Here is a 21,994-nt window from a genome sequence, read left to right on the forward strand (position 1 = left end):
ACGCGGCCGCCACCTTCGTACGAACGCCTACGCTCCGGCCGGCACCCCGGCCGCGAGTCGTTCTCCGATGGCCCGCAGCCCGGCGAGGTCGTGCACATCGCCGGGCAGGGCGGCCACTTCGGCCACCGCCACCTCTGGGTGAAGCGAGGTGAAGCGATCACGCGTGCGCTGCTCACGCGCGATCACCTGCATCCGTTCGGCGTGCAGGCGCAGCAGTCCTGCCGTGATCCGGTCGACGGCCGTGGTGTCGTCATCGGCGCCGGGGGGTTCGGCGGCCGTGTCACGAAGTCCAGCTTTCCCGGACTCCTGATCGACAATGCCGCCTTCTTCAAGATTCTCTGCGGCGGCCAACGCCCGTTCGGCGGACAGCTGGTCGGCGCCGCTGCCGTGCACCCGGTTGAGCACCAGACCGGCCAGCGGCATGCGCTCCGCGGCAAGCCGCTCCACGAAGTACGCGGCCTCGCGCAGGGCGTCCGGTTCGGGCGCGGCGACCACCAGGAAGGCCGTACCGGGTGCCTGGAGCAGCCGGAAGGTCGCGTCGGCGCGCGTGCGGAAGCCGCCGAACATCGTGTCCATCGCCGCCACGAAGGTCTGTACGTCCTTCAGCAGCGAAGCGCCCATCAGCTTGCTGAGGGTGCCGGTCATCATCGACATGCCGACGTTGAGGAACTTCATCCCGGCCCGGCCGCCGACCTTCGCCGGAGCCATCAGCACCCTGATGAACTTCCCGTCCAGGAAGGACCCGAGACGTTTCGGCGCGTCCAGGAAGTCCAGTGCCGACCGGCTCGGCGGGGTGTCCACGATGATCAGGTCCCAGTCGTCCCGGGCCCGCAGCTGCCCGAGCTTCTCCATCGCCATGTACTCCTGCGTGCCCGCGAATCCGGCCGACAGCGACTGGTAGAAGGGGTTCGCGAGGATGGCCCGGGCGCGTTCGGCGTCCGCGTGCGCTTCGACGATCTCGTCGAAGGTGCGCTTCATGTCCAGCATCATGGCGTGCAGTTCGCCGCCGTCCTCGCCGGCGCCCGCGACCCTTCGCGGGGTGTTGTCCAGCGAGTCGATGCCCATCGACTGCGCGAGCCGCCGCGCCGGGTCGATGGTCAGCACGACCGCTTTCCGCCCGCGCGCGGCCGCCCGTACGCCCAGTGCCGCGGCCGTGGTGGTCTTGCCGACGCCGCCCGCCCCGCAGCACACGATGATGCGGGTCTCCCGGTCGTCCAGCAGCCGGTCGACCGCCAGCGGCGGCGGAGTGTCCAGGCCCACCGTGTCCACTCCCTCGCGTCCCTCGCTCATTCGGCCACCGACTGCTTCCGGAGTTCCTTGGCCAGCTCGTACAGCCCGGCCAGGTCCATCCCCGCCCCGAGCAGGGGCAGTTCGTACGTCGGCAGGTCCAGGCCCGCCAGTACGGCGCGCTGCGCGCGCTCCAGCTCCACCCGGCCCGCGTGCTCGGAGGCCTGCGCGAGCAGCGGCTCGACCAGCCGCTCGGCCAGCCCGCCGCGGCGCGCGCCGCCCAGGCCCGCCCGCGACAGCGCCTTCGCGACCCCGGCGCGGTGCTCCTCGGCCGCGGTGCGCAGGGTGTCCTCGTCGAGGTGGTGCGGGCGGACCATGTTGACGACGACCCGGCCCACGGGCAGCCCCGCCTCGCGCAGTTCCTCGATGCCGTCCGCGGTCTCCTGGACGGGCATCTCCTCCAGGAGGGTGACCAGGTGCACCGCCGTCTCGGGGGACTTGAGCACCTTCATCACGGCCTGCGCCTGGTTGTGGATCGGGCCGAACCGGGCCAGGCCCGCCACCTCGTCGTTGACGTTCAGGAACCGGGTGATGCGCCCGGTCGGCGGCGCGTCCATGATCACGTGGTCGTAGACGTACTGGCCGGCCTTGTCCTTGCGGCGCACCGCCTCGCACGCCTTGCCGGTCAGCAGCACGTCGCGCAGGCCCGGGGCGATGGTCGTGGCGAAGTCGATGGCGCCGAGCTTCTTGAGCGCGCGTCCGGCGGAGCCGAGCTTGTAGAACATCTGGAGGTAGTCCAGCAGCGCCCGTTCGGCGTCGATGGCGAGCGCGAAGACCTCGCCCCCGCCGGGTGCCACCGCGATCTTCCGCTCCTCGTAGGGGAGCGCCTCGGCGCCGAAGAGCTGCGCGAGCCCCTGCCTGCCCTCGACCTCCACCAGAAGAGTCCGTCTGCCCTCGCGCGCGAGGGCAAGCGCGAGTGCCGCGGCGACCGTGGTCTTGCCGGTGCCGCCCTTGCCGCTGACCACCTGGAGCCTGCTCACATCGCCCGAGCCTAACCACTCGGGTCCCGGGGCGCGCATGAGCCCCGCATCTCAGGCACTACCCTCGCTCCCATGACCAAGAAGTTCGAATACGCGACGGTCCCGCTGCTGGTCCACGCCACCAAGCAGATCCTGGACACCTGGGGCGAGGACGGCTGGGAGCTCGTCCAGGTCGTGCCCGGCCCGAACAACCCCGAGCAGCTCGTGGCCTACCTCAAGCGGGAGAAGGCATGAGCGGCGTCGTCGACGCGAAGCTGGCCGAGCTCGGCCTGACCCTGCCCGAGGTCGTCCCGCCGCTGGCCACGTACCAGCCGGCCGTGCGCTCGGGTGCCTACGTCTACACCGCGGGCCAGCTCCCGATGGTCAAGGGCAGCATGCCGGTCACCGGCAAGGTCGGCGCCGAGGTCTCGCCGGAGCAGGCCAAGGAACTGGCCGCCACCTGCGCGCTGAACGCCCTGGCCGCCGTCAAGTCGGTCGTCGGTGACCTCGACAAGATCGCGCGTGTCGTGAAGGTCGTCGGCTTCGTCGCCTCGGCCCCCGACTTCACGGGCCAGCCCGGCGTGCTGAACGGCGCGAGCGAGCTGCTGGGCGCCGTCCTCGGCGAGAAGGGCGTGCACGCCCGCAGCGCCGTCGGTGTGGCGGTCCTGCCGCTCGACGCGCCCGTCGAGGTCGAGATCCAGGTCGAGCTGGTCCCCGGAGCCTGACCCCTGCGGTGAGCCGTACGCATCCGGGTGGCGGCGCCGCCACCCGGACTGCGCCCCGGCGCCGGGCCCGGCCCCCGTGGGCTTTGCCCGGAGCGGGGCGCGGGCCGGGGCGCCGTCCAGCCCGGCCGCACGTCGCGCGGCGCGCGGCGGGTGCCGGGAGGGGGCCCTCGAACATCGGGCCGGATGGCCGTAGCATCCGGCCATGCCGAATGGTCAGCAGCAGCCCCCCGCCGGGGGCCAGTGGTACCCGCCCGAATGGCCCGACCGCATCCGCGCGCTCGCGGACGGCTCGCTCACCCCGGTGCCACCGCGGCTCGCCGCCACCGTGATGCTCCTGCGCGACACCCCGGACGGCGGCCCCGTCGTCCACATGCTGCGCAGACGGGCCTCCATGGCCTTCGCCGGCGGCGCGTACGCCTATCCGGGCGGTGGGGTCGACCCGCGCGACGAGGAGCACCACGTCGGCTGGGCGGGGCCCTCCCAGGCGGACTGGGCGGCCCGGCTCGGGACCGATCCCCGCACCGCCCAGGCCATCGTGTGCGGCGCCGTACGGGAGACCTTCGAGGAGGCGGGCGTCCTGCTCGCCGGCCCGGCCCCGGACACGGTCGTCGGCGACACCACCGGCGACGACTGGGAGGCGGACCGGCAGGCCCTCGTGGCGCGCGAGCTGTCCTTCGCGGACTTCCTCCACCGCCGCGGCCTGTGGCTGCGCTCCGACCTGCTCGGTGCGTGGGCCCGCTGGATCACCCCCGAGTTCGAGCCGCGCCGCTACGACACCTGGTTCTTCGTCGCCGCCCTCCCCGAGGGGCAGCGCACCCGCAACGCCTCCACCGAGGCCGACCGGACCGTATGGATCCGCCCGGCCGACGCGGCCGACGGTTACGACAAGGGCGAGCTGCTGATGATGCCGCCCACCATCTCCACCCTGCGCTCCCTGGAGCCGTACGGGAGCGCCGCGGACGCGCTCACCGCGGCCGCTGCCCAGGACCTCGCCCCGGTGCTGGCCCAGGCCGTGCTGGAGGGCGGCGAGGTGGTGCTCAGCTGGCCGGGCCACGACGAGTTCACCAAGCGCGTCCGCCTCGGCCGTCCCGGAGGCCCCGCATGAGCGACGCCGCCGCACTGCCGGGACAGCCCCGCGGATTCGTCACCTCCGGGCCTGCGACCGCCCGCGCGGTGAACGTCCTGGCCCCCAACGCCTCCGCGATGACCCTGGACGGCACCAACACCTGGCTGGTGTCCGAGCCCGGCTCGGACCTGGCCGTCGTCATCGACCCCGGACCGCTGGACGAGGCACACCTGCGGGCGGTCGTCGCCACCGCCGAGGAGGCGGGCAAGCGGGTCGCGCTCACCCTGCTCACCCACGGCCACCCCGACCACGCGGAGGGCGCCGGCCGCTTCGCCGAGCTCACCGGTACCAAGGTCCGCGCGCTGGACCCGGCCCTGCGGCTCGGCGACGAGGGCCTGGCCGCCGGGGACGTGATCCGGACCGGCGGGCTGGAGCTGCGCGTCGTCCCGACCCCCGGCCACACCAGCGACTCGCTCTGCTTCCACCTGCCGGCCGACCGGGCGGTGCTGACCGGCGACACCATCCTCGGCCGCGGCACCACGGTGGTCGCGCACCCCGACGGCCGCCTCGGCGACTACCTGGACTCCCTGCGCCGCCTGCGCTCGCTCACGGTGGACGACGGGGTGCACACGGTCCTGCCGGGGCACGGGCCGGTCCTGGAGGACGCGCAGGGCGCCGTCGAGTACTACCTGGCCCACCGGGCGCACCGGCTGGCGCAGGTCGAGACGGCCGTCGAGAACGGCTTCACCACCCCCGAGGCGGTCGTCGCCCAGGTGTACGTGGACGTGGACCGCTCCCTGTGGCCGGCGGCGCAGTGGTCCGTCCGGGCCCAGCTCGAGTACCTTCAAGATCACGGACTGATCCCCGGAGGGCCCGAATGAACACCGTGTTCCTGCTCGTGATGCTGATAGGCACGGCCGGGTGGATCACCTCGACCGTGTCCCTGCGCGTGAAGAGCCTCCAGCTGCAGGCGGAACGGGCGGAGCGCCGTCTGGCGCTGCTGCTGGACCACCTGGGCATCGAGGAGCCGGAGCCGGCGGGCATGGACGAGGTGCGGGCCCTGATCCGGGAGGACCGGCTGATCTCGGCGATCAAGAGCTACCGCCGCATCACCGGCGCGGGCCTGGCGGAGGCCAAGCTGGCCGTCGAGGCCCTCGCCCTCACCGTCAAGAAGGACTAGGGCGCGTCTTGGTGCCGTGGCGCGCCGTGTACTCGTCCGCGAGCCACGGCCCGAGGTCCTCGACGTAACCGCGCGGCACGGCCGGGTCCTCGACCGGATCCAGGGCCACCGCGGCCGCGGCCCGCATCTGGGCGGCGCGCTCGGGGTAGTAGGCGCCGAAGACCTCCGCGGACTCGGTCAGATCGCTGGTCCAGCCGCCCCACCGCGGCATGACCAGGGTGAATCCCGTGCGCACCAGGCGCCGGGCGAACAGGCGGCTCAGCCGCCGGTACTCCTCCGGGGCGACGGCCTCCCTCAGCCTCGTGCGCCACGCGGGCAGGAGCGCGGCGAGGTCGCCGTTGGTCTCACGGGCGAGCAGGCTGTCCGGGCGGTAGCGGGGCAGGTGCTCGGCCAGGTCCGCGCCGAGCAGCGGGGTGCACAGGCAGGCGAGGAACCAGCCCAGGTCGAATCGTTCCTCCTCGCTCAGCACGGTGCCCTTGTCGTGGAGCAGCACACCGACCCCGTCGATCTGCTCGAAGTCCTCGTCGATGCCGCGCGCGAGGACCTCGGCGGTGTCGCGGTCCTCGTCCGAGGGCGCGCGGTGCAGGACGAGCAGCAGGTCGAGGTCGGAGCGCCCGGGCACCGCGGTGCCGCGCGGCACGGACCCGTACAGGTACGCGCTGTGCAGCCGCCGCCCGTACGCCTCGGCCGTGCGCTCGCGCGCGGCGGCCACGACCTCGCGGAACTCGCCCTGTACCTGCCCGAGGGAGCCCTCCCGCTCGAAGTACCCGTACGCGTCCAGACCCCTGTGCTCCATGCTTCCACTGTGCACAGGTCGGCCCCGTAGGCGTACGAGGCGCGGGGGCCCGGGGGACACGACCCCCGCCGATGGAGTCGCGGCGGGTACGCGGAAGGGCCCTGTCCGGTGCGGACGGGGCCCTTGCGACGGGTGCTGAGGGTGTCAGCGGGAGCGCTTCGCGAGGCGCTCCACGTCCAGCAGGATCACGGCACGCGCCTCCAGGCGGAGCCAGCCGCGGCCCGCGAAGTCGGCGAGGGCCTTGTTCACGGTCTCGCGCGAGGCGCCGACGAGCTGTGCGAGCTCTTCCTGCGTGAGGTCGTGCACCACGTGGATGCCCTCCTCCGACTGCACGCCGAAGCGGCGCGACAGGTCGAGGAGCGCCCGGGCCACGCGGCCGGGAACGTCGGAGAAGACCAGGTCGGACATCTGGTCGTTGGTCTTGCGCAGGCGCCGGGCCACGGCGCGCAGCAGCGCGGTCGCGACCTCGGGCCGGGCGTTGAGCCAGGGCTGGAGGTCGCCGTGGCCGAGGCCGAGCAGCTTGACCTCGGTCAGCGCGGTGGCGGTGGCGGTGCGCGGGCCCGGGTCGAAGAGCGACAGCTCTCCGATCAGCTCGCCGGGGCCGAGGACGGCCAGCATGTTCTCGCGGCCGTCGGGGGAGGTGCGGTGCAGCTTCACCTTGCCCTCGGTCACGACATACAGCCGGTCGCCGGGGTCGCCCTCGTGGAACAGGGCGTCACCGCGTGCGAGGGTCACCTCGCCCATGGAGGCGCGGAGCTCCGCGGCCTGCTCGTCATCGAGCGCCGCGAAGAGCGGGGCGCGCCGCAGAACGTCGTCCACGAGTCTCTCTCCTATGTCGACCTGCTCAGGGGACCGCTCCCCATTTTGCCGGACGGCTCAAACAGTGCGATCAATCACAAGGATGCCGGACGGACGGGCGTGCTGTGCGGCGAGAGGCCAATCGGAGTGGTGTTACCTGAGGTCCGGGCGGGTGTCAGCGGCCGGCCTTAGGCTGGCCGGGTGTCCAATAAGCCGGTGAGAGCACAGGCCAAGGGGTCCGCAGGAGTGACGGACGCCCAAAATTCAGCCGTGGGCGAACAAGCACCCTCGAAGGTGCCCCCGAAGGCCGCGACCGCCCCTCAGGGCAAAGTTTCGGCCAAGAAACCGAAGCCGGCCAAGCCGGAATCCCGCCTGGCCATGGTGCGCAGGGCGCGCCGCATCAACAGGGAGCTGGCCGAGACCTACCCGTACGCCCATCCGGAGCTCGACTTCCGCAATCCCTTCGAGCTCCTCGTCGCGACGGTGCTGTCCGCGCAGACCACCGACCTGCGGGTGAACCAGACGACCCCGGCCCTCTTCGCGGCCTACCCGACCCCCGAGGACATGGCCGCGGCCGTCCCCGAGGATCTGGAGGAGCTCATCCGGCCGACCGGGTTCTTCCGGATGAAGGCCAGGTCGCTGATGGGCCTGTCGCAGGCGCTGCGCGACGACCACGGCGGGGAGGTGCCCGGCCGGCTGGAGGACCTGGTGAAGCTGCCGGGCGTCGGCCGCAAGACCGCCAACGTGGTCCTCGGCAACGCCTTCGGCGTTCCCGGGATCACGGTGGACACCCACTTCGGCCGGCTGGTGCGCCGCTGGAAGTGGACGGAGCAGGAGGACCCGGAGAAGGTCGAGGCGGAGATCTGCGCGATCTTCCCGAAGAGCGAGTGGACGATGCTGTCGCACCGGGTCGTCTTCCACGGCCGCCGCATCTGCCACGCCCGCAAGCCCGCCTGCGGGGCCTGCCCGATCGCCCCGCTCTGCCCGGCGTACGGGGAGGGCGAGACGGACCCGGAGAAGGCGAAGAAGCTGCTCAAGTACGAGAAGGGCGGCCAGCCGGGCCAGCGGCTGAGCCCGCCCCCGGACTACCCGGGCCTGCCGGCGCCGCCGTTGGGCGCGGACCTCGCGCAGGAGTCGCCGGAGTCCTAGGCGGCAGTCCCAGGAACGATTCGGTACCCGGACCGCGTTTGCGGTGTGGGAGACGCTGTTGACAGTAGAACGCGGACAGAGGTGCCTATGACGCGCGGTACACGGGACGAGGCCGGGGTCACTGCGGGAGTGCGCGAGGGGGGCGGCCCGGCCGTCACCACCGCCGGGCTGCCCGACTGGCTGGATCCCGTCGTCGAGGCCGCCCGGACCGTGGAGCCGCGGCAGCTGAGCCGGTTCCTGCCGCCCGAGGACGGCCGGGGACGGCAGTCCGCCGTCCTCATCCTGTTCGGCGAAGGGGCCCGCGGCCCGGAGCTGCTGCTGATGGAGCGCGCCGGCACCCTGCGCTCGCACGCGGGCCAGCCGTCCTTCCCGGGCGGCGCGCTGGACCCCGAGGACGGGGATCCGCAGACCACGGGCCCGCTGCGGGCCGCGCTGCGCGAGGCCGAGGAAGAAACCGGACTTGATCCTTCCGGTGTTCAGCTCTTCGGGGTGCTTCCCCGGCTCTACATCCCGGTCAGCGAGTTCGTCGTGACCCCGGTCCTCGGCTGGTGGCACACCCCGAGCCCCGTCGGTGCCGTGGACCCGGCCGAGACGGCCCGGGTGTTCACGGTCCCGGTGGCCGATCTCACGGATCCCGGGCACCGGGTCACGACGGTCCACCCGCGGGGGCACCTGGGGCCCGGTTTCACCGTCGAATCGGCCCTCGTCTGGGGTTTCACGGCCGGGGTGATCGACCGGATCCTGCACTTCGCCGGCTGGGAACGTCCGTGGGACCGATCACGCCAGGTCCCGCTCGACTGGCACGCGTGAGACGGTGGCCCACGTGAACGTGCTGGACATCCTGTTGCTGCTCGCCGCCGTATGGTTCGCGATCGTCGGTTACCGCCAGGGCTTCGTCGTCGGCATCCTGTCGGTGATCGGCTTCCTGGGCGGTGGCCTCGTCGCCGTTGCCCTGCTCCCGCTGATCTGGGACCGGGTGACGGACAACGGCACCCAGGTGTCCACCACGGTCGTCGTCATCGCCGTCGTGGCGATCATCATCTGCGCCTCGGTCGGCCAGGCGCTGACCACCCATCTCGGCGGCAAACTCCGCCGCCAGATCACCACGACGCCGGCGCGCGTGCTCGACGCCACCGGCGGGGCCCTGGTCAACGTGGTCGCGATGCTGCTGGTGGCCTGGCTGATCGGCTCGGCGCTCGCCGGGACCTCACTGCCCACGCTGGGCAAGGAGGTCCGCAACTCCAAGGTCCTCCTGGGCGTTTCGCGGGTGCTGCCAGACCAGGCGAACAACTGGTTCTCGGACTTCAGCTCCACCCTCGCGCGCAACGGCTTCCCACAGGTGTTCAGCCCGTTCTCCAACGAGCCCATCACCGAGGTCAGGGCGCCCGACCCGGCGCTCGCCACCAGCCCCGTCGCGGACGTGGCCAAGCGCTCCATCGTGAAGGTCGTCGGTACGGCGCCCAGCTGCAGCAAGGTGCTGGAGGGCACGGGCTTCGTCTTCGCACCCGGCAAGGTCATGACCAACGCGCACGTCGTCGGCGGCGTCGGCGAGCCGACCGTCCAGATCGGCGGCGAGGGCAAGCTGTACGACGGCAAGGTCGTGCTCTACGACTGGGAGCGCGACATCGCCGTCCTGGACGTGCCCAAGCTGAAGGCGCCGCCGCTGGAGTTCACCGACAAGGACGCGGCGAGCGGCAGCGACGCGATCGTCGCAGGCTTCCCCGAGAACGGCGCGTACGACGTCCGCGCGGCCCGCGTCCGCGGCCGGATCAACGCCAACGGACCGGACATCTACCACCGCGGTACTGTCCGACGGGACGTCTACTCGCTGTTCGCGACGGTCCGCCAGGGCAACTCCGGCGGCCCGCTGCTGACGCCCGACGGCAAGGTGTACGGGGTGGTGTTCGCGAAGTCCCTCGACGACCCGAACACCGGCTACGCGCTGACCGTGGACGAGATCCGCGACGACATCCAGAACGGCCGGACCGCCGAGCGCCGGGTCGAGAGCCAGGGCTGCGCCCTCTGACGGGGCGCCCGCGCCGGGCCCCTACGTCCGTGGATGCCGCAGGCGTGCGGAGACCCAGCGGGCCCGGCGGCGCAGGATGCGGGGGATCCCCAGGTGTGGGTCGTGGCCGTGTCGGCCGGCCCTCTCGTGCGTGCCCGGCGTAGCGGCCGAGCGGCGTTCGTGCGCGGTGTCACCGAAGTCGTGCGTCCAGCTCATACTCCGAGCTGTGCCCGGGCCCCAAGGTCCGTAATCCCTCCCGGCGCGGCCAATTGGCCTATGCGCCAGGCATTTGAATGCTCGTAAGACGAACCGGCGAGTGAACTGCCGTTCGTACGAGGGGTGGTCAGCGGTCCGGCTCGGGGTCCTTCAGCCAGTTCACCAGCTCGGTCGAGAAGGCGACGGGGTCCTCCTCGTGCGGGAAGTGCCCGAGCCCGTCGAACAGCCGCCACCGGTAGGGGGCTTCGACGTACTCGCCGGATCCGGCGGCGCTGCGGGTGCGCATCACCGGGTCGAGCGAACCGTGCAGGTGCAGCGTGGGCACCCGTACCGGGCGCTTCATGCGCCGGTTGAACTGGAGCCCGTCCGGCCGGGCCATCGACCGCATCATCCAGCGGTACGGCTCGACCGAGCAGTGCGCGGTGGACGGGATGCACATGGCCCGCCGGTACACGGCGAGGTCCTCCTCCTCGGGAGGCCGCGGCCCCGACCAGTCGCGGATCAGGTCGCCCACGAGGGCACCGCCGTCGGCGACGAGCTGCCGCTCGGGCACGAACGGCCGCTGGAAGCCCCAGATGTGCGAACTCGCCCGGGTCTGCCCGAAGTCCGACAGCATCGCCGAGCGCCACCGCCGCGGATGCGGCATGGAGGAGACGACGAGCCGGCGCACCAGCTTGGGCCGCATCACGGCAGCCGTCCAGGCGAGGTACCCGCCCAGGTCGTGCCCGACGAGCGCGGCGTCCGGCTCGCCGAGGGACCGTACGACCCCGGTGATGTCGAGCGCCAGGTTGGCGGGGTCGTAGCCGCGCGGGGTGCGGTCGCTGCCGCCGACCCCGCGCAGGTCCATCGCGACGGCCCGGTACCCGGCGTCGGCGAGCGCGGTCAGCTGGTGCCGCCAGGTCCACCAGAACTGCGGGAAGCCGTGCAGCAGCAGTACCAGCGGTCCGTCACCGAGCTCGGCGACGTGGAAGCGCGCGCCGTTGGCGGCCACGTCCCGGTGCGTCACCGCTTCCCCGCCGGGGAGGCCGAGCCGCACCGCCGTGGCAGCGGTGGGCGGAATGCTGGGGTCCGGCGTGGGCGCTGTCATGAGGACGAGCGTGCCACACCCACAGCCTTGTCACTCACCGGCCGCGGGTGCGGCTTGACGGTCCCGACCAGTGCGGCGGTCTGCTTGACCGAGGCGATGGACTTCTCCGGCGGCTTGACCTTCTTGAACTTCCGTACGGCGATCAGCGCGAGGATGCCGGCGATCAGCAGGAACGCGCCGCCGACGATCAGGAAGGACCAGGCGAGGCCGAGCCCGAGGTTGTGGATCCCGTACGCCGCGGCGAAGGTCAGCACCGGGAGGGAGAAGACCGCGAACACTCCCGCGGCGGCGATGGAGGCGGAGCCGCTGCCCACGCGCTTGGCGTCCTCGCGGAGTTCCGCCTTGGCCAGGGCGATCTCGTCGTGAACCAGGGCGGACATCTCGGCGGTGGCCGAGGCGACCAGCTGGCCGAGTGTGCGCTCGGCTCCCTGCGCCTCTTGGTCCACTGCGCTCATCGCTCTCTCCCTCTGTCGTCTGCTGCCGGGCGGCCGTCCCCGCGGCCGCCGCCCGGCCGGCGTGCGGCTGTCCCGCGTCGGTCCTGCGTCGTCACTCAGATCATGCCGGACGGTCGGCCTCGGTGGTGGACCCGGCTGCGGTTTGGAGCGCGGCGGCGGCCGCCTTCTCCGCCTTGCGGCGGTGTTCCGCGGCCCGGTCCTCGTAGATCTTCGCCATCCGCAGGTGGTACTCGGGCTTGTCCTCCTCGTAGATGTCCGGGATGCCGTCGTGGTCCTCGTCGCGCTCCTCGGCCTCGGTGAGCGTCCGGTAGCGGCGGTTGCGGAGCTTGAGCAGGACGCACGCGATGACGGCGGCGATGAGGGACCCGATCAGGACGGCGGCCTTGATCTCGTCGGTGAGGGTCTCGTCGCCCGCGAAGGCGAGCTCGCCGATGAGGAGGGAGACGGTGAAGCCGATTCCGGCGAGCGTGGCCACGGCGAGTACGTCCGGCCAGGCCAGGTCCTCGTTCAGCTCGGCCCTGGTGAAGCGGGCGGCCAGCCAGGTCCCGCCGAAGATGCCCGCGGCCTTGCCGACGACGAGGCCGAGGACCACGCCGAGGGTCTCGGGGCGGGTGAAGACCTGCGCGATGGCCTCGTCGGAGAGGGAGACCCCGGCGGACAGCAGCGCGAAGAGGGGGACGGCGAGACCGGCGGAGACGGGCCGGACGAGGTGCTCGATGTGTTCGCCGGGTGAGGTCCGCTCGCCCTCCGCGCGGGTGCAGCGGAGCATCAGGCCCATGGCGACGCCGGCGATGGTGGCGTGGACGCCGCTGTTGTACATCAGGCCCCAGATGACCAGGGCGAGCGGGACGTAGACGTACCAGCCCCGGATGCCGCGGCGCAGCAGGAACCAGAAGAGGACCAGTCCCACGAGTGCGCCGCCCAGCGCCAGGAAGTCGATCTCGCTGGTGAAGAACACCGCGATGATCATGATGGCGAAGAGGTCGTCGACGACGGCGAGGGTCAGCAGGAAGGCGCGCAGGGCCGAGGGCAGGGAGGTGCCGATGACGGCGAGGACGGCGAGCGCGAAGGCGATGTCGGTGGCCGTCGGGACGGCCCAGCCGTCCATCGATCCGTTGCCGGTGAGGTTGACCAGCGCGTAGACGAGCGCGGGCACGGCCATGCCGCAGAGGGCTGCGATCACCGGGAGCGCGGCGGCCTTGGGATCGCGCAGGTCGCCCGCGACGAGCTCGCGCTTGAGCTCGATGCCGGCGACGAAGAAGAAGATGGCGAGGAGTCCGTCGGCCGCCCAGTGCTGCAGCGAGAGGTCCAGGCCGAGGGAGGCGGGGCCGATGTGGAAGGACCGCACGCTCGCGTAGCTGTCCGAGACGGCGGGGATGTTGGCCCACAGCAGGGCTGCGATCGCGGCCACGAGCAGCAGGATGCCGCCCACCGTCTCGGTGCGCAGGGCATCGGCGATGTAGCGGCTCTCGGGCAGTGAGAGGCGGCCGAGCAGCTTGCGGCTCTTGTGGTCGGTGGGGCTGGGCGCGGCCACGAGGGGCACCTCCGGGGGCTGTTGGACGGCATGGCGGAACTCGTTGCCGACCAGACTTCCCGGCGCACCCTGAGGTCTTTCTTTACGCTTTCAATATTTTACAGGGTGCACGCGAGGGTGTATCCGGCGATCATCACTTTATGCGCGAAAGGGGCACCCGGCGCGTCGCGCCGAGTGCCCCTTCCCGTGTGGGTCGCCGGTGTCGCCCTGTCAGTCCTCGCTGCCAGCGGCCGGGAGCTTGCTCTGGATCAGGTCCATGACCGAGGAGTCGGCGAGCGTGGTGACGTCGCCAACCGCGCGGTTCTCCGCGACGTCGCGCAGCAGGCGGCGCATGATCTTGCCCGAGCGGGTCTTCGGCAGCTCCTGCACCGGCAGGATCCGCTTGGGCTTGGCGATCGGGCCGAGCGTGCTGCCCACGTGGTTGCGCAGGTCCGCGACCAGGCCCTCGGTCTCGGAGGCGCTGCCGCGCAGGATGACGAAGGCCACGATGGCCTGGCCGGTGGTCTCGTCGGCGGCGCCGACCACGGCCGCCTCGGCGACCGACGGGTGCGAGACGAGGGCCGACTCGACCTCGGTGGTCGAGATGTTGTGGCCGGACACGAGCATCACGTCGTCCACCCGGCCCAGCAGCCAGATGTCGCCGTCGTCGTCCTTCTTCGCGCCGTCGCCCGCGAAGTACTTGCCCTCGAAGCGCGACCAGTAGGTGTCGATGAAGCGCTGGTCGTCACCCCAGATGGTGCGCAGCATCGACGGCCACGGCTCGGTGAGGACCAGGTAGCCGCCGCCGCCGTTCGGGACCTCGTGCGCCTCGTCGTCCACGACGGTGGCGGCGATCCCGGGCAGGGCGCGCTGGGCGGAGCCCGGCTTGGTGTGCGTGACGCCCGGCAGCGGGGAGATCATCATCGCGCCGGTCTCGGTCTGCCACCAGGTGTCCACGATCGGGCAGCGGTCGCCGCCGATGTGCTTGCGGTACCAGACCCAGGCCTCGGGGTTGATCGGCTCGCCGACCGAGCCCAGGACGCGCAGGCTCGACAGGTCGAACTTCGCGGGGATGTCGTCGCCCCACTTCATGAACGTGCGGATGGCCGTGGGCGCCGTGTAGAGGATCGTGACGCCGTACTTCTGCACGACCTCCCAGAAGCGGCCCTGGTGCGGGGTGTCCGGCGTGCCCTCGTACATCACCTGCGTGGCGCCGTTCGCGAGCGGCCCGTAGACGATGTAGGAGTGCCCGGTGACCCAGCCGATGTCGGCCGTGCACCAGTAGACGTCGCTCTCCGGCTTCAGGTCGAAGACCGCCTGGTGGGTGTACGCCGCCTGGGTGAGGTAGCCGCCGGAGGTGTGCAGGATGCCCTTCGGCTTACCCGTCGTCCCCGAGGTGTAGAGGATGAACAGCGGGTGCTCGGCGTCGAACGCCTGCGGGGTGTGCTCGGCGGACTGGCGGCCGACCACCTCGTGCCACCAGACGTCGCGGCCCTCGGTGAAGGCGGTGTCCTGGCCGGTGCGGCGTACGACGAGCACGTGCTCGACCTGCGGGCACTTGGCGACGGCCTCGTCGATGGCGGGCTTCAGGGCGCTGGGCTTGCCCCGGCGGTAGCCGCCGTCGGCGGTGATGACCAGCTTGGCGTCGGCGTCCTGGATGCGGGAGGCGACGGCGTCGGCGGAGAAGCCGCCGAAGACCACGGAGTGCGCGGCGCCGATGCGGGCGCACGCGAGCATGGCGACGACCGCCTCGGGGATCATCGGGAGGTAGACGGCGACACGGTCGCCGGCCTCGACGCCCAGTTCGGTGAGGGCGTTGGCGGCCCTGGAGACCTCGTCCTTGAGCTCGGCGTAGGTGATCGCGCGGCTGTCGCCGGGCTCGCCCTCGAAGTGGATGGCCACGCGGTCGCCGTTGCCGGCCTCGACGTGGCGGTCCACGCAGTTGTACGCGACGTTGAGCTTGCCGTCGGCGAACCACTTCGCGAAGGGCGGGTTGGTCCAGTCGAGCGTCTCGGTCGGCTCGGTGGCCCAGGTCAGCCGCCGGGCCTGCTCGGCCCAGAAGCCCAGCCGGTCCGCGTCGGCCTGTGCGTACGCAGCCTCTTTCACATTGGCGGCGGCGGCCAGATCGGCAGGCGGTGCGAACCGCCGCTCCTCCTTGAGCAGATTGGCCAGGCTCTCATTGCTCACGACATCTCCCTTTCCCAGGGTGTCCGTTGTGTCCCCGGGCATAGCTCATCAGTCTGCGGCCCAGGTGACAAGGGGTAGCCTGAAATTGGTTTAGACCTATATCACGCAGACGGCCCGCACGAGAACGGCGTGCGAACGGCCCCTCCCCGCTGCAGGGCGCGGGAAGGGGCCAATCGATGGCACGGATACCGGAGAGTATCGGTTCAGGCGTGCTGGCCGACGGTGTCGAAGACCCTGCAGTCGAAGAAGTCCTCACCCTCGGACAGCAGGTACGCCTGGGCCTCGCCCACGTGGAAGTACATCCCGTGCAGCTCCAGGGTGCCCTCGGCGAGCCGCCGGGCCACCGATTCGTGGGCCCGCAGGTGCTCCAGCTGCTGGACCACGTTGGTCAGGCACAGCTGCTCCACGGCGTCGGCGGGGAGCCGGCCCGAGATCCGGGCCCAGGCGTGGTGGCGGCTGGCCATCCGCTCCAGGCTGGGCAGGCCGTGCCGCAGCCAGCGGCGCAGCGGGGTCATCGCGACCCCCGGCGCGGAGCTGAGCAGGGCCTGCATGGCCCCGCAGCCCGAGTGCCCGCAGACCGTGATGCTGTCGACCTTCAGCACGTCCACCGCGTACTCGATGGCCGCCGCGACGGAGTCGTCCGTGGACTCCGCGCCCGGCAGCGGCACGAGATTGCCGACGTTGCGGACGGTGAACAGGTCTCCGGGACCGCTCGCCGTGATCATGCTGGTCACCAGCCGGGAGTCCGCGCAGGTGATGAAGAGCTGCGAGGGCCGCTGCCCTTCGCGGGCCAGCCGGGCCAGCTCGTCCCGTACGTGGGGTGCGGTGTCCCGTTGGAAGGCGCTGATCCCGCTGGCCAGTTGGCCCGCGCCGCGCCGCCGGGGCGCCGGCGAGACGTCCGGCGACCCGCCGTGCTCGGCCCCGCTCTCCCCGTCCGTGGCCGCCGCTGCCGCCATGGTCGCCGCGGTGGCAGTTGCCGTACGGGCGCTCGTGGCGCGGTGGTCGCAGTGGTTCTGCCAGGGGGTCCAGGGGCGGCAGCACTGGTGCGTTCCGCGGTGCTGCCCGCGCCGGGACCGGTCGGCCTGGTGGCCGCCCTCGCCGTGGCGGGCGTCGTGGCCGCGGTCGGCCCCGTGCCCGCCGCCGGCCCCCTCCGCCCCGTCTGCTCCGTCCGGCCCGTCGGGGGAGCCGGCCCCGCCGGCCGCGGCGGGGTCCGTCCCGTTGATCTGGGCGGCCTGCCCCGAGCGGCCGGTGACCTCCAGGGTTCCCCCGTGCGCCAGGTGGGACTGCTGCCAGTCCTGGATCGTCTCGTAGGCCGCGTGGTCCATGAAGGAGCCGTCGAGCTCGACCACGGCGTGCGCGTCGTACGGGATCTGGTTCAGCACCCGGCTGAGCCGCGGTACCGCCAGGAAGGTCAACTGCCCGCGCGCCCGCACCCGGTGGACGCCGTCGGCCGTCCGCTCAAGGGTGATGCGGGTCCGGGCGAGCCGGTGCAGGGCCAGGGCGACGGCCACCGCGATGCCCACGGCCACGCCCTCCAGCACCCCGCCGAGCACCACGGCCACGATGGTCGTGCCGTAGACGAGGGCCTCCCGGTGCCGGGTGACGCTGCGCAGGTGGGTGATGCTGACCATCTGCACGCCCACCGCCATCACCAGGGCGGCCAGCGTGGCCAGCGGGATCAGGTCGAGGAGCGGGACCAGCAGGAAGGCCGCGAGCAGCACCCAGAAACCGTGCATCATCGACGACTTCCGGCTGGCCGCACCGGACTTGACGTTCGCCACGCTGCGCACGGCCACACCGGTGATGGGCAGCCCGCCCAGGGCCCCGGAGACGATGTTCGCCGCACCCTGCCCGCGCAGTTCCCGGTCGAGGTCGGCGCGCGGCGGGCGGTTGTCCGTACCCCGCTCGGAGGCGATCAGCTTGTCGGTCGCGACCGCGGAGAGCAGCGACTCCACGCTGCCGACCAGGGTGATGGTCAGGACGGCGGCGATGAGCCCGAGGACCGGCCCTTCGGGCATCTCGGGAAGGGCATGGCTGCGCCAGGACGGCAGGTCCACCCGGGGCAGGCTGAGCCCGGCCAGTGCGGCGAAGGCGGTGGCGGCGGCGACGGCGGCCAGCGGCGCCGGCAGCTTGCGCAGGGCGCGGCCGGCCCGTCCGGGCAGCCGCGGCCAGCCGAGCAGGACGACCAGGGTCAGTGCGCTGACCCCGAGCGCCACCGGGTGCAGGTCCGCCAACTGGGCAGGCAGGCCGACGACGTTCGCCACGGCCGAGCTCTGCGGCGTGCCGCCGAGCACGATGTGCAGCTGGGCCAGCGCGATGGTCACACCGATGCCCGCGAGCATGCCGTGCACGATGGCCGGGCTGACCATGAGCGCGGACCGGGCGGTGCGCAGGGCGGCGAGGCCGAGCTGGCAGACCCCGGCGAGCACGGTGATGGCGCACGTGGTGCGCCATCCGTACCGCTGGATCAACTCCGCGGTGACCACGGTCAGTCCGGCTGCGGGCCCGCTCACCTGGAGCGGAGCGCCACCCAGGCGTCCGGCGACGATCCCGCCCACCGCGGCTGCGACCAGACCCGCCTGGAGCGGCGCTCCGGTGGCCAGGGCGATGCCGAGGGAGAGGGGCATGGCGATCAGGAAGACGGCGATGGAGGCGGAGAGGTCCGCCGGGAAGTCTTTGCGGACCCCTTCGGGTGCGCGTGTGGGGGAGGTGGCTGTCATCGGGTCCCGTCTCCTCTGGGATGAGGGTCGAAGCGGCGGGAATCTCAACACTCGGTAAATGAACGGTAATGGAGAGTAAAGATGAGTGGTGGAAAATTCGGGCAAATGGCTTATGAATTAACACTCAAGGGTGATTAAGCATTTTGTCCGGCTTGTCCTACCTTCCTCACGGTGGACCGCGTGGGACGTTGCGGCGCGGAAGTCCTGCGATGGCAACTGCGAGGGAGAGGTGGGGCGGATGATCGCCGCCACGAAGAAGATCGCCGGCGGCCTGGTCGCCACGGCGCTGGTCCTGGGCGTCGCCGGGTGCACCGCCTCGGAACCCGCGAAGTCCCCGCCCGCCGGCGGCCCGAACGCGCGGAAGGGCGCCGCGGAGGCCCCCGGCAGCGTCAACCGCCCCATCGGCGACGGTTCGACCGTGTACACCGGGCCGCAGCCGAACGTGGTGAAGCCGCAGAAGCTGAAGCCGGGTGAGAAGCCCCCGCAGTTCGTGGTGTTCTCGTGGGACGGGGCCGGCGAGGACAGTCAGAAGCTCTTCTCGCACTTCCGCGAGGTCGGCAAGAAGTACAACGCCCGAATGACGTACTTCCTCAGCGGCGTGTACATGCTTCCGGAGGAGAAGCGTTTCCTCTACACCGCTCCGCAGCATTCGCCGGGCCGCTCCGACATCGGCTTCGGCGATCTCCAGGGCATCAAGGACACCGCCACCCAGGTCCGCGCGGCCTGGCTGGAGGGCAACGAGATCGGCACCCACTTCAACGGCCACTTCTGCGGGCCGGACGGTGGCGTCGGCACCTGGTCCGTGGACGAGTGGAAGAGCGAGATCAACCAGGCCAAGTCCTTCGTCAAGAACTGGAAGACCAACGCGGGCCTGAAGCAGGAGGAGGGGCTCCCCTTCGACTACGACAAGGAGCTCGTCGGCGCCCGCACCCCCTGCCTCGAAGGCCAGAAGAACTTCATGCTGGCGGCGAAGGGCATGGGCTTCCGCTACGACTCCAGCGGAATCAGCAAGCAGATCTGGCCCAAGAAGACGGACGGGCTCTGGGACGTCCCGCTCCAGCTGGTGCCCATGCCGGGACGCGCCTTCGACACGCTGAGCATGGACTACAACTACATGGTCAACCAGTCCGGTACGACCTCGCAGGGCGACCCCTCGCAGCACACCTACTGGGGCGACCAGATGCGTGACGGCCTGCGGCAGGCCTTCGACCGCGTCTACCAGGGCAACCGTGCCCCGCTGATCATCGGCAACCACTTCGAGTCCTGGAACGGCGGCACCTACATGCGTGCCGTCGAGGAGTCCATCAAGGGCATGTGCACCCAGAAGGAGGTCCGCTGCGTGCCGTTCCGGGAGCTGGTGGACTGGCTGGACGCCCAGGACCCGAAGGTCCTGGAGTGGATGCGCACCCTCGACGTCGGCGAGGCGCCGAAGGAGGGCTGGACGAAGTTCCTGACCGCGGGGCCTCCGGCGCCGCCGGCCGCCCCCGCTGGCGTCAAGCCGGCTGCGGAGCCGGCTGATGGGTCTGGGGACGAGGGCTGACGATCTCCTCGACGCCCGCGCCGCCGTCGAACGCGTCGAGGGCGTCGAGGCCCTCGCGCAGGACGAAACCGGGGTCGACCTGATCCGCCAGGTCGGCCCCGGTCTTGGCGTTGCCCCAGCTCTCCGCGTTCTTGAGGTGGAAGCTCACCATCTGCTCGGTGTACCGGGCCCAGTCGCGGTGGGCGTAGGAGTCGTCGGCGGCGTCCTGGAGCGCCTGGAGGGCGAACCGGTTGGTCGCCTCCAGCAGTTCGAAGGGGGCCGGGCGGCCCTTCTCCATCGCCCGCACCCAGTCGGAGTGCCCGACGGTGACCAGCAGGTCCTCGCCCACCTCGTCCTGGAGGAACTCGATGTCCTCGGGGCCCTGCACCTTGTTGCCGATGACCTTGAGCGCGACCCCGAAGTCCCGTGCGTACTCCTTGTACTGGCGGTAGACGGAGACGCCCTTGCGGGTCGGTTCGGCGACGAGGAAGGTCACGTCGAAGCGGGTGAACATGCCCGAGGCGAAGGAGTCCGAGCCCGCCGTCATGTCGACGACCACGTACTCGTCCGGTCCGTCGACGAGGTGGTTGAGGCAGAGCTCGACCGCTCCGACCTTGGAGTGGTAGCAGGCCACGCCCAGGTCGGCCTCGGTGAACGGCCCGGTGGCCATGAGGCGCACGGGCTCCCCGTCGAGCAGGACCGTGCGCGCGCAGGCCTCGTACACCGGGTTGTCCTCGGTGACGCGCAGCAGGCGCGAGCCGCGGCCGGGCGGCGTGGTCTTGATCATCGTGTCGGCGGACGCGATGCGCGGGTTGGAACCCCGCAGGTACTCCTTGATCAGGGGCAGGTGCGCGCCCAGGGCGGGCAGTGCGGCGGCCTCGTCCTCGCAGAGTCCGAGCGCGGCGCCCAGGTGCTGGTTGATGTCGGCGTCCACCGCGACGACGGGGGCTTCATTGGCAGCGAGGTGGCGGATGAAGAGGGAGGACAGCGTCGTCTTGCCGCTGCCGCCCTTTCCCACGAAAGCGATCTTCATGTTCACCAAGCGTAGTGGGTGAGTAGCGCTCAGTTGTCAAGGTGAGTGAAGAAGACCACTCCAAGGAGGGGTCGGTGCCATGCCCGCGCAGTGCGTAGGCTCCCTACTTATGAGTAGCGCTTCTGACCCGTTGGCCGCCCTCGCCGGGCTGCCGGGTGTCGCCGATTCCGTGGATTCCGTACGCAAGGCCGTGGACCGGGTCTACGGGCACCGGGTGATGCGCCGCCGCAGCGCTGAGATCACCTCGGAGGCCGCCCTGCGCGGCGCCCGCGGCAGCGCGGCGCTGTCCGGCGCGGACTGGGCGCTGGAGGAGGTGCGGCGGCGGACCGACTTCGGCGCCGAGCAGGAGGCGCTGACCGTGGGCGCCGCTCTGCGCCTCACGGCGGAGGCCGGCCAGCTGCTGAGCATCTGGCGCCAGTCGCCGCTGCGGGTCCTGGCGCGCCTGCACCTGGTGGCGGTCGGATCGACCGCCGAGGGGGACGTGGTGGGCCGCCCGCGCCTCGCGGGCGAGCCGGTGGTCGAGCCCCTGGTGGAGGCGCCGCTGCCGAGTGCCGAGGAGGTGGCCGGCAGGCTGGACGGCCTGTCCCGGCTCATCATCGCGGGCGGTTCGGCCCCGGCCCTGGTCACGGCGGCGGTGGTGCACGGCGAGCTGCTGGCCCTGCGGCCGTTCGGCTCGTACAACGGGCTGGTCGCGCGGGCGGCCGAGCGCATCGTCCTGATCAACAGCGGGCTGGACCCCAAGGCGATCTGCCCGGCGGAGGTGGGTCACGCGGAGCAGGGGACCGAGGCCTACCTGGCGGCCTTCGACGGCTATCTCTCCGGGACGGCGGAGGGCATGGCCGCCTGGATCGGTCACTGCGGCCGGGCGATCGAGCTCGGGGTGCGGGAGTCGACCGCGGTCTGCGAGGCCCTGCAGCGCGGCGCGGCCTGAGCCCTCGCCCCCGCCGCAAGGGGCCCGGAAGTGCCCGGACATGGGTTGCGGCGACACCGTCTTGCTTTGGTGTCGCCGCTGGCATTCACGCCCAGGTACCAAGCGTCCTCGAAAAGTTGCCCATCAGGTCGGGTACTTTGCCCGTCACCTGGTGCGGCTGGCCCGTAATCGACGGGTCGACGTCGCGTGGGTGCTCGGCGTTCATGCTTCGGTCCGTGGGCCTTACTGCGGTTTAAAGATGATCCTCTCGGATGTTCTTTGGTCTCGCGGGCCGTTGCTTTATTTGTACTCCGCTTTGCTCCTATGCGAAACCCCTGGCTCCACTTTTTACTTTCCGGGACGAGCGGGGGCGAACCGGACAGCCCTCA

Annotated in this window: 20 protein-coding genes; 10 read left to right on the forward strand and 10 right to left on the reverse strand. The window is 71.6% G+C overall.

What is annotated here, in order from left to right; translation table 11 throughout:
- Window positions 1-27 precede the first annotated feature (27 nt).
- Together bagB and bagA are read right to left on the reverse strand one after the other, a co-directional pair.
- The gene (gene bagB / locus IG86_RS0102175) at window positions 28-1,290 is read right to left on the reverse strand and encodes an ATPase BagB (RefSeq protein WP_045936591.1); all 1,263 of its coding nucleotides are present in this window, start codon (window positions 1,288-1,290) and stop codon (window positions 28-30) included.
- Entirely contained in the window at window positions 1,287-2,267 is a 981-nt protein-coding gene (bagA, locus tag IG86_RS0102180; RefSeq protein WP_030817484.1) for an ATPase BagA, read from the reverse strand. The genes bagB and bagA overlap by 4 nt, the downstream gene beginning before the upstream one ends.
- A 72-nt stretch (window positions 2,268-2,339) precedes the next feature.
- Between bagA and IG86_RS42080 the strand changes: the two genes are divergently transcribed.
- The 5 genes from IG86_RS42080 (at window position 2,340) to IG86_RS0102205 (ending at window position 5,217) form a co-directional block, all read left to right on the forward strand.
- The gene (locus IG86_RS42080; RefSeq protein WP_007264966.1) at window positions 2,340-2,501 is read left to right on the forward strand and encodes a Sp36 family protein; all 162 of its coding nucleotides are present in this window, start codon (window positions 2,340-2,342) and stop codon (window positions 2,499-2,501) included.
- On the forward strand, window positions 2,498-2,971 hold the full coding sequence (locus IG86_RS0102190; RefSeq protein WP_030648108.1) for a RidA family protein: 474 nt from the start codon (window positions 2,498-2,500) through the stop codon (window positions 2,969-2,971). Before IG86_RS42080 ends, IG86_RS0102190 begins: the two co-directional genes overlap by 4 nt.
- Before the next feature lie 202 nt (window positions 2,972-3,173).
- The gene (locus tag IG86_RS0102195) at window positions 3,174-4,076 is read left to right on the forward strand and encodes an NUDIX hydrolase (RefSeq protein ID WP_030817485.1); all 903 of its coding nucleotides are present in this window, start codon (window positions 3,174-3,176) and stop codon (window positions 4,074-4,076) included.
- Complete coding sequence (locus tag IG86_RS0102200; protein WP_030894234.1) at window positions 4,073-4,918, forward strand: MBL fold metallo-hydrolase; 846 nt, start codon at window positions 4,073-4,075, stop codon at window positions 4,916-4,918. Before IG86_RS0102195 ends, IG86_RS0102200 begins: the two co-directional genes overlap by 4 nt.
- Window positions 4,915-5,217: a hypothetical protein gene (locus IG86_RS0102205; RefSeq protein WP_030817487.1), complete on the forward strand. Its 303-nt coding sequence runs from the start codon at window positions 4,915-4,917 to the stop codon at window positions 5,215-5,217. Before IG86_RS0102200 ends, IG86_RS0102205 begins: the two co-directional genes overlap by 4 nt.
- Here IG86_RS0102205 and IG86_RS0102210 read toward each other — a convergent pair.
- Both IG86_RS0102210 and IG86_RS0102215 read right to left on the reverse strand, forming a co-directional pair.
- Entirely contained in the window at window positions 5,204-6,013 is an 810-nt protein-coding gene (locus tag IG86_RS0102210) for a nucleotidyltransferase domain-containing protein (protein WP_030817488.1), read from the reverse strand. The genes IG86_RS0102205 and IG86_RS0102210 overlap by 14 nt on opposite strands.
- A 144-nt stretch (window positions 6,014-6,157) precedes the next feature.
- On the reverse strand, window positions 6,158-6,832 hold the full coding sequence (locus IG86_RS0102215; RefSeq protein WP_003981529.1) for a Crp/Fnr family transcriptional regulator: 675 nt from the start codon (window positions 6,830-6,832) through the stop codon (window positions 6,158-6,160).
- Window positions 6,833-7,081: 249 nt separating this feature from the next.
- Here IG86_RS0102215 and nth point away from each other — a divergent pair, with 249 nt between their 5' ends.
- From nth to IG86_RS0102230, 3 genes are all read left to right on the forward strand, one after another.
- Window positions 7,082-7,960, forward strand: a complete 879-nt coding sequence (gene nth / locus IG86_RS0102220) for an endonuclease III (RefSeq protein WP_030894238.1) — start codon at window positions 7,082-7,084, stop codon at window positions 7,958-7,960.
- 87 nt (window positions 7,961-8,047) lie between these two features.
- The gene (locus IG86_RS0102225; RefSeq protein WP_173429151.1) at window positions 8,048-8,770 is read left to right on the forward strand and encodes an NUDIX hydrolase; all 723 of its coding nucleotides are present in this window, start codon (window positions 8,048-8,050) and stop codon (window positions 8,768-8,770) included.
- A 13-nt stretch (window positions 8,771-8,783) separates the two neighbouring features.
- Window positions 8,784-9,986, forward strand: a complete 1,203-nt coding sequence (locus IG86_RS0102230) for a MarP family serine protease (protein ID WP_030817492.1) — start codon at window positions 8,784-8,786, stop codon at window positions 9,984-9,986.
- 322 nt (window positions 9,987-10,308) lie between these two features.
- Here IG86_RS0102230 and IG86_RS0102235 read toward each other — a convergent pair whose 3' ends face one another.
- From IG86_RS0102235 to IG86_RS0102255, 5 genes are all read right to left on the reverse strand, one after another.
- Window positions 10,309-11,268, reverse strand: coding sequence for an alpha/beta fold hydrolase (locus IG86_RS0102235; RefSeq protein ID WP_030817493.1), 960 nt, complete (start codon window positions 11,266-11,268; stop codon window positions 10,309-10,311).
- Window positions 11,265-11,723: a phage holin family protein gene (locus tag IG86_RS0102240; RefSeq protein WP_030648136.1), complete on the reverse strand. Its 459-nt coding sequence runs from the start codon at window positions 11,721-11,723 to the stop codon at window positions 11,265-11,267. The genes IG86_RS0102235 and IG86_RS0102240 overlap by 4 nt, the downstream gene beginning before the upstream one ends.
- A 100-nt stretch (window positions 11,724-11,823) precedes the next feature.
- A complete protein-coding gene (gene nhaA / locus IG86_RS0102245; protein ID WP_030817494.1) occupies window positions 11,824-13,257 on the reverse strand; it encodes a Na+/H+ antiporter NhaA in 1,434 nt (477 codons plus the stop codon).
- 210 nt (window positions 13,258-13,467) lie between these two features.
- The gene (gene acs / locus IG86_RS0102250) at window positions 13,468-15,465 is read right to left on the reverse strand and encodes an acetate--CoA ligase (RefSeq protein WP_078848234.1); all 1,998 of its coding nucleotides are present in this window, start codon (window positions 15,463-15,465) and stop codon (window positions 13,468-13,470) included.
- Window positions 15,466-15,626: 161 nt separating this feature from the next.
- Window positions 15,627-18,143, reverse strand: coding sequence for a bifunctional SulP family inorganic anion transporter/carbonic anhydrase (locus IG86_RS0102255; RefSeq protein WP_051784914.1), 2,517 nt, complete (start codon window positions 18,141-18,143; stop codon window positions 15,627-15,629).
- 238 nt (window positions 18,144-18,381) lie between these two features.
- Here IG86_RS0102255 and IG86_RS0102260 point away from each other — a divergent pair, with 238 nt between their 5' ends.
- The gene (locus IG86_RS0102260) at window positions 18,382-19,683 is read left to right on the forward strand and encodes a polysaccharide deacetylase family protein (RefSeq protein ID WP_030817497.1); all 1,302 of its coding nucleotides are present in this window, start codon (window positions 18,382-18,384) and stop codon (window positions 19,681-19,683) included.
- On the opposite strand, the gene IG86_RS0102265 is transcribed toward IG86_RS0102260, so the two are convergent.
- Window positions 19,637-20,695, reverse strand: a complete 1,059-nt coding sequence (locus IG86_RS0102265; RefSeq protein WP_234348774.1) for an ATP-binding protein — start codon at window positions 20,693-20,695, stop codon at window positions 19,637-19,639. The two genes, IG86_RS0102260 and IG86_RS0102265, sit on opposite strands and share 47 nt — an antisense overlap.
- Before the next feature lie 109 nt (window positions 20,696-20,804).
- On the opposite strand from IG86_RS0102265, the gene IG86_RS0102270 reads away from it, so the two are divergent.
- Window positions 20,805-21,626: a Fic family protein gene (locus tag IG86_RS0102270; protein ID WP_030817499.1), complete on the forward strand. Its 822-nt coding sequence runs from the start codon at window positions 20,805-20,807 to the stop codon at window positions 21,624-21,626.
- Window positions 21,627-21,994 lie beyond the last annotated feature (368 nt).

Source organism: Streptomyces virginiae (assembly GCF_000720455.1).
Lineage (GTDB): Bacteria > Actinomycetota > Actinomycetes > Streptomycetales > Streptomycetaceae > Streptomyces > Streptomyces virginiae.

What these genes read in the sequence shown, in the direction of transcription:
- IG86_RS0102205 (WP_030817487.1), top strand. Translation starts at nt 4,915, where the DNA reads ATGAACACCGTGTTCCTGCTCGTGATGCTGATAGGCACGGCCGGGTGG.
- IG86_RS0102195 (WP_030817485.1), top strand. Translation starts at nt 3,174, where the DNA reads ATGCCGAATGGTCAGCAGCAGCCCCCCGCCGGGGGCCAGTGGTACCCG.
- IG86_RS0102210 (WP_030817488.1), bottom strand. Translation starts at nt 6,013, where the DNA reads ATGGAGCACAGGGGTCTGGACGCGTACGGGTACTTCGAGCGGGAGGGC.
- IG86_RS0102255 (WP_051784914.1), bottom strand. Translation starts at nt 18,143, where the DNA reads ATGACAGCCACCTCCCCCACACGCGCACCCGAAGGGGTCCGCAAAGAC.
- IG86_RS0102225 (WP_173429151.1), top strand. Translation starts at nt 8,048, where the DNA reads ATGACGCGCGGTACACGGGACGAGGCCGGGGTCACTGCGGGAGTGCGC.
- IG86_RS0102235 (WP_030817493.1), bottom strand. Translation starts at nt 11,268, where the DNA reads ATGACAGCGCCCACGCCGGACCCCAGCATTCCGCCCACCGCTGCCACG.
- IG86_RS0102200 (WP_030894234.1), top strand. Translation starts at nt 4,073, where the DNA reads ATGAGCGACGCCGCCGCACTGCCGGGACAGCCCCGCGGATTCGTCACC.
- bagB (WP_045936591.1), bottom strand. Translation starts at nt 1,290, where the DNA reads ATGAGCGAGGGACGCGAGGGAGTGGACACGGTGGGCCTGGACACTCCG.
- IG86_RS0102240 (WP_030648136.1), bottom strand. Translation starts at nt 11,723, where the DNA reads ATGAGCGCAGTGGACCAAGAGGCGCAGGGAGCCGAGCGCACACTCGGC.
- IG86_RS42080 (WP_007264966.1), top strand. Translation starts at nt 2,340, where the DNA reads ATGACCAAGAAGTTCGAATACGCGACGGTCCCGCTGCTGGTCCACGCC.
- IG86_RS0102265 (WP_234348774.1), bottom strand. Translation starts at nt 20,695, where the DNA reads ATGAAGATCGCTTTCGTGGGAAAGGGCGGCAGCGGCAAGACGACGCTG.
- IG86_RS0102190 (WP_030648108.1), top strand. Translation starts at nt 2,498, where the DNA reads ATGAGCGGCGTCGTCGACGCGAAGCTGGCCGAGCTCGGCCTGACCCTG.
- acs (WP_078848234.1), bottom strand. Translation starts at nt 15,465, where the DNA reads ATGCCCGGGGACACAACGGACACCCTGGGAAAGGGAGATGTCGTGAGC.
- IG86_RS0102270 (WP_030817499.1), top strand. Translation starts at nt 20,805, where the DNA reads ATGAGTAGCGCTTCTGACCCGTTGGCCGCCCTCGCCGGGCTGCCGGGT.
- IG86_RS0102260 (WP_030817497.1), top strand. Translation starts at nt 18,382, where the DNA reads ATGATCGCCGCCACGAAGAAGATCGCCGGCGGCCTGGTCGCCACGGCG.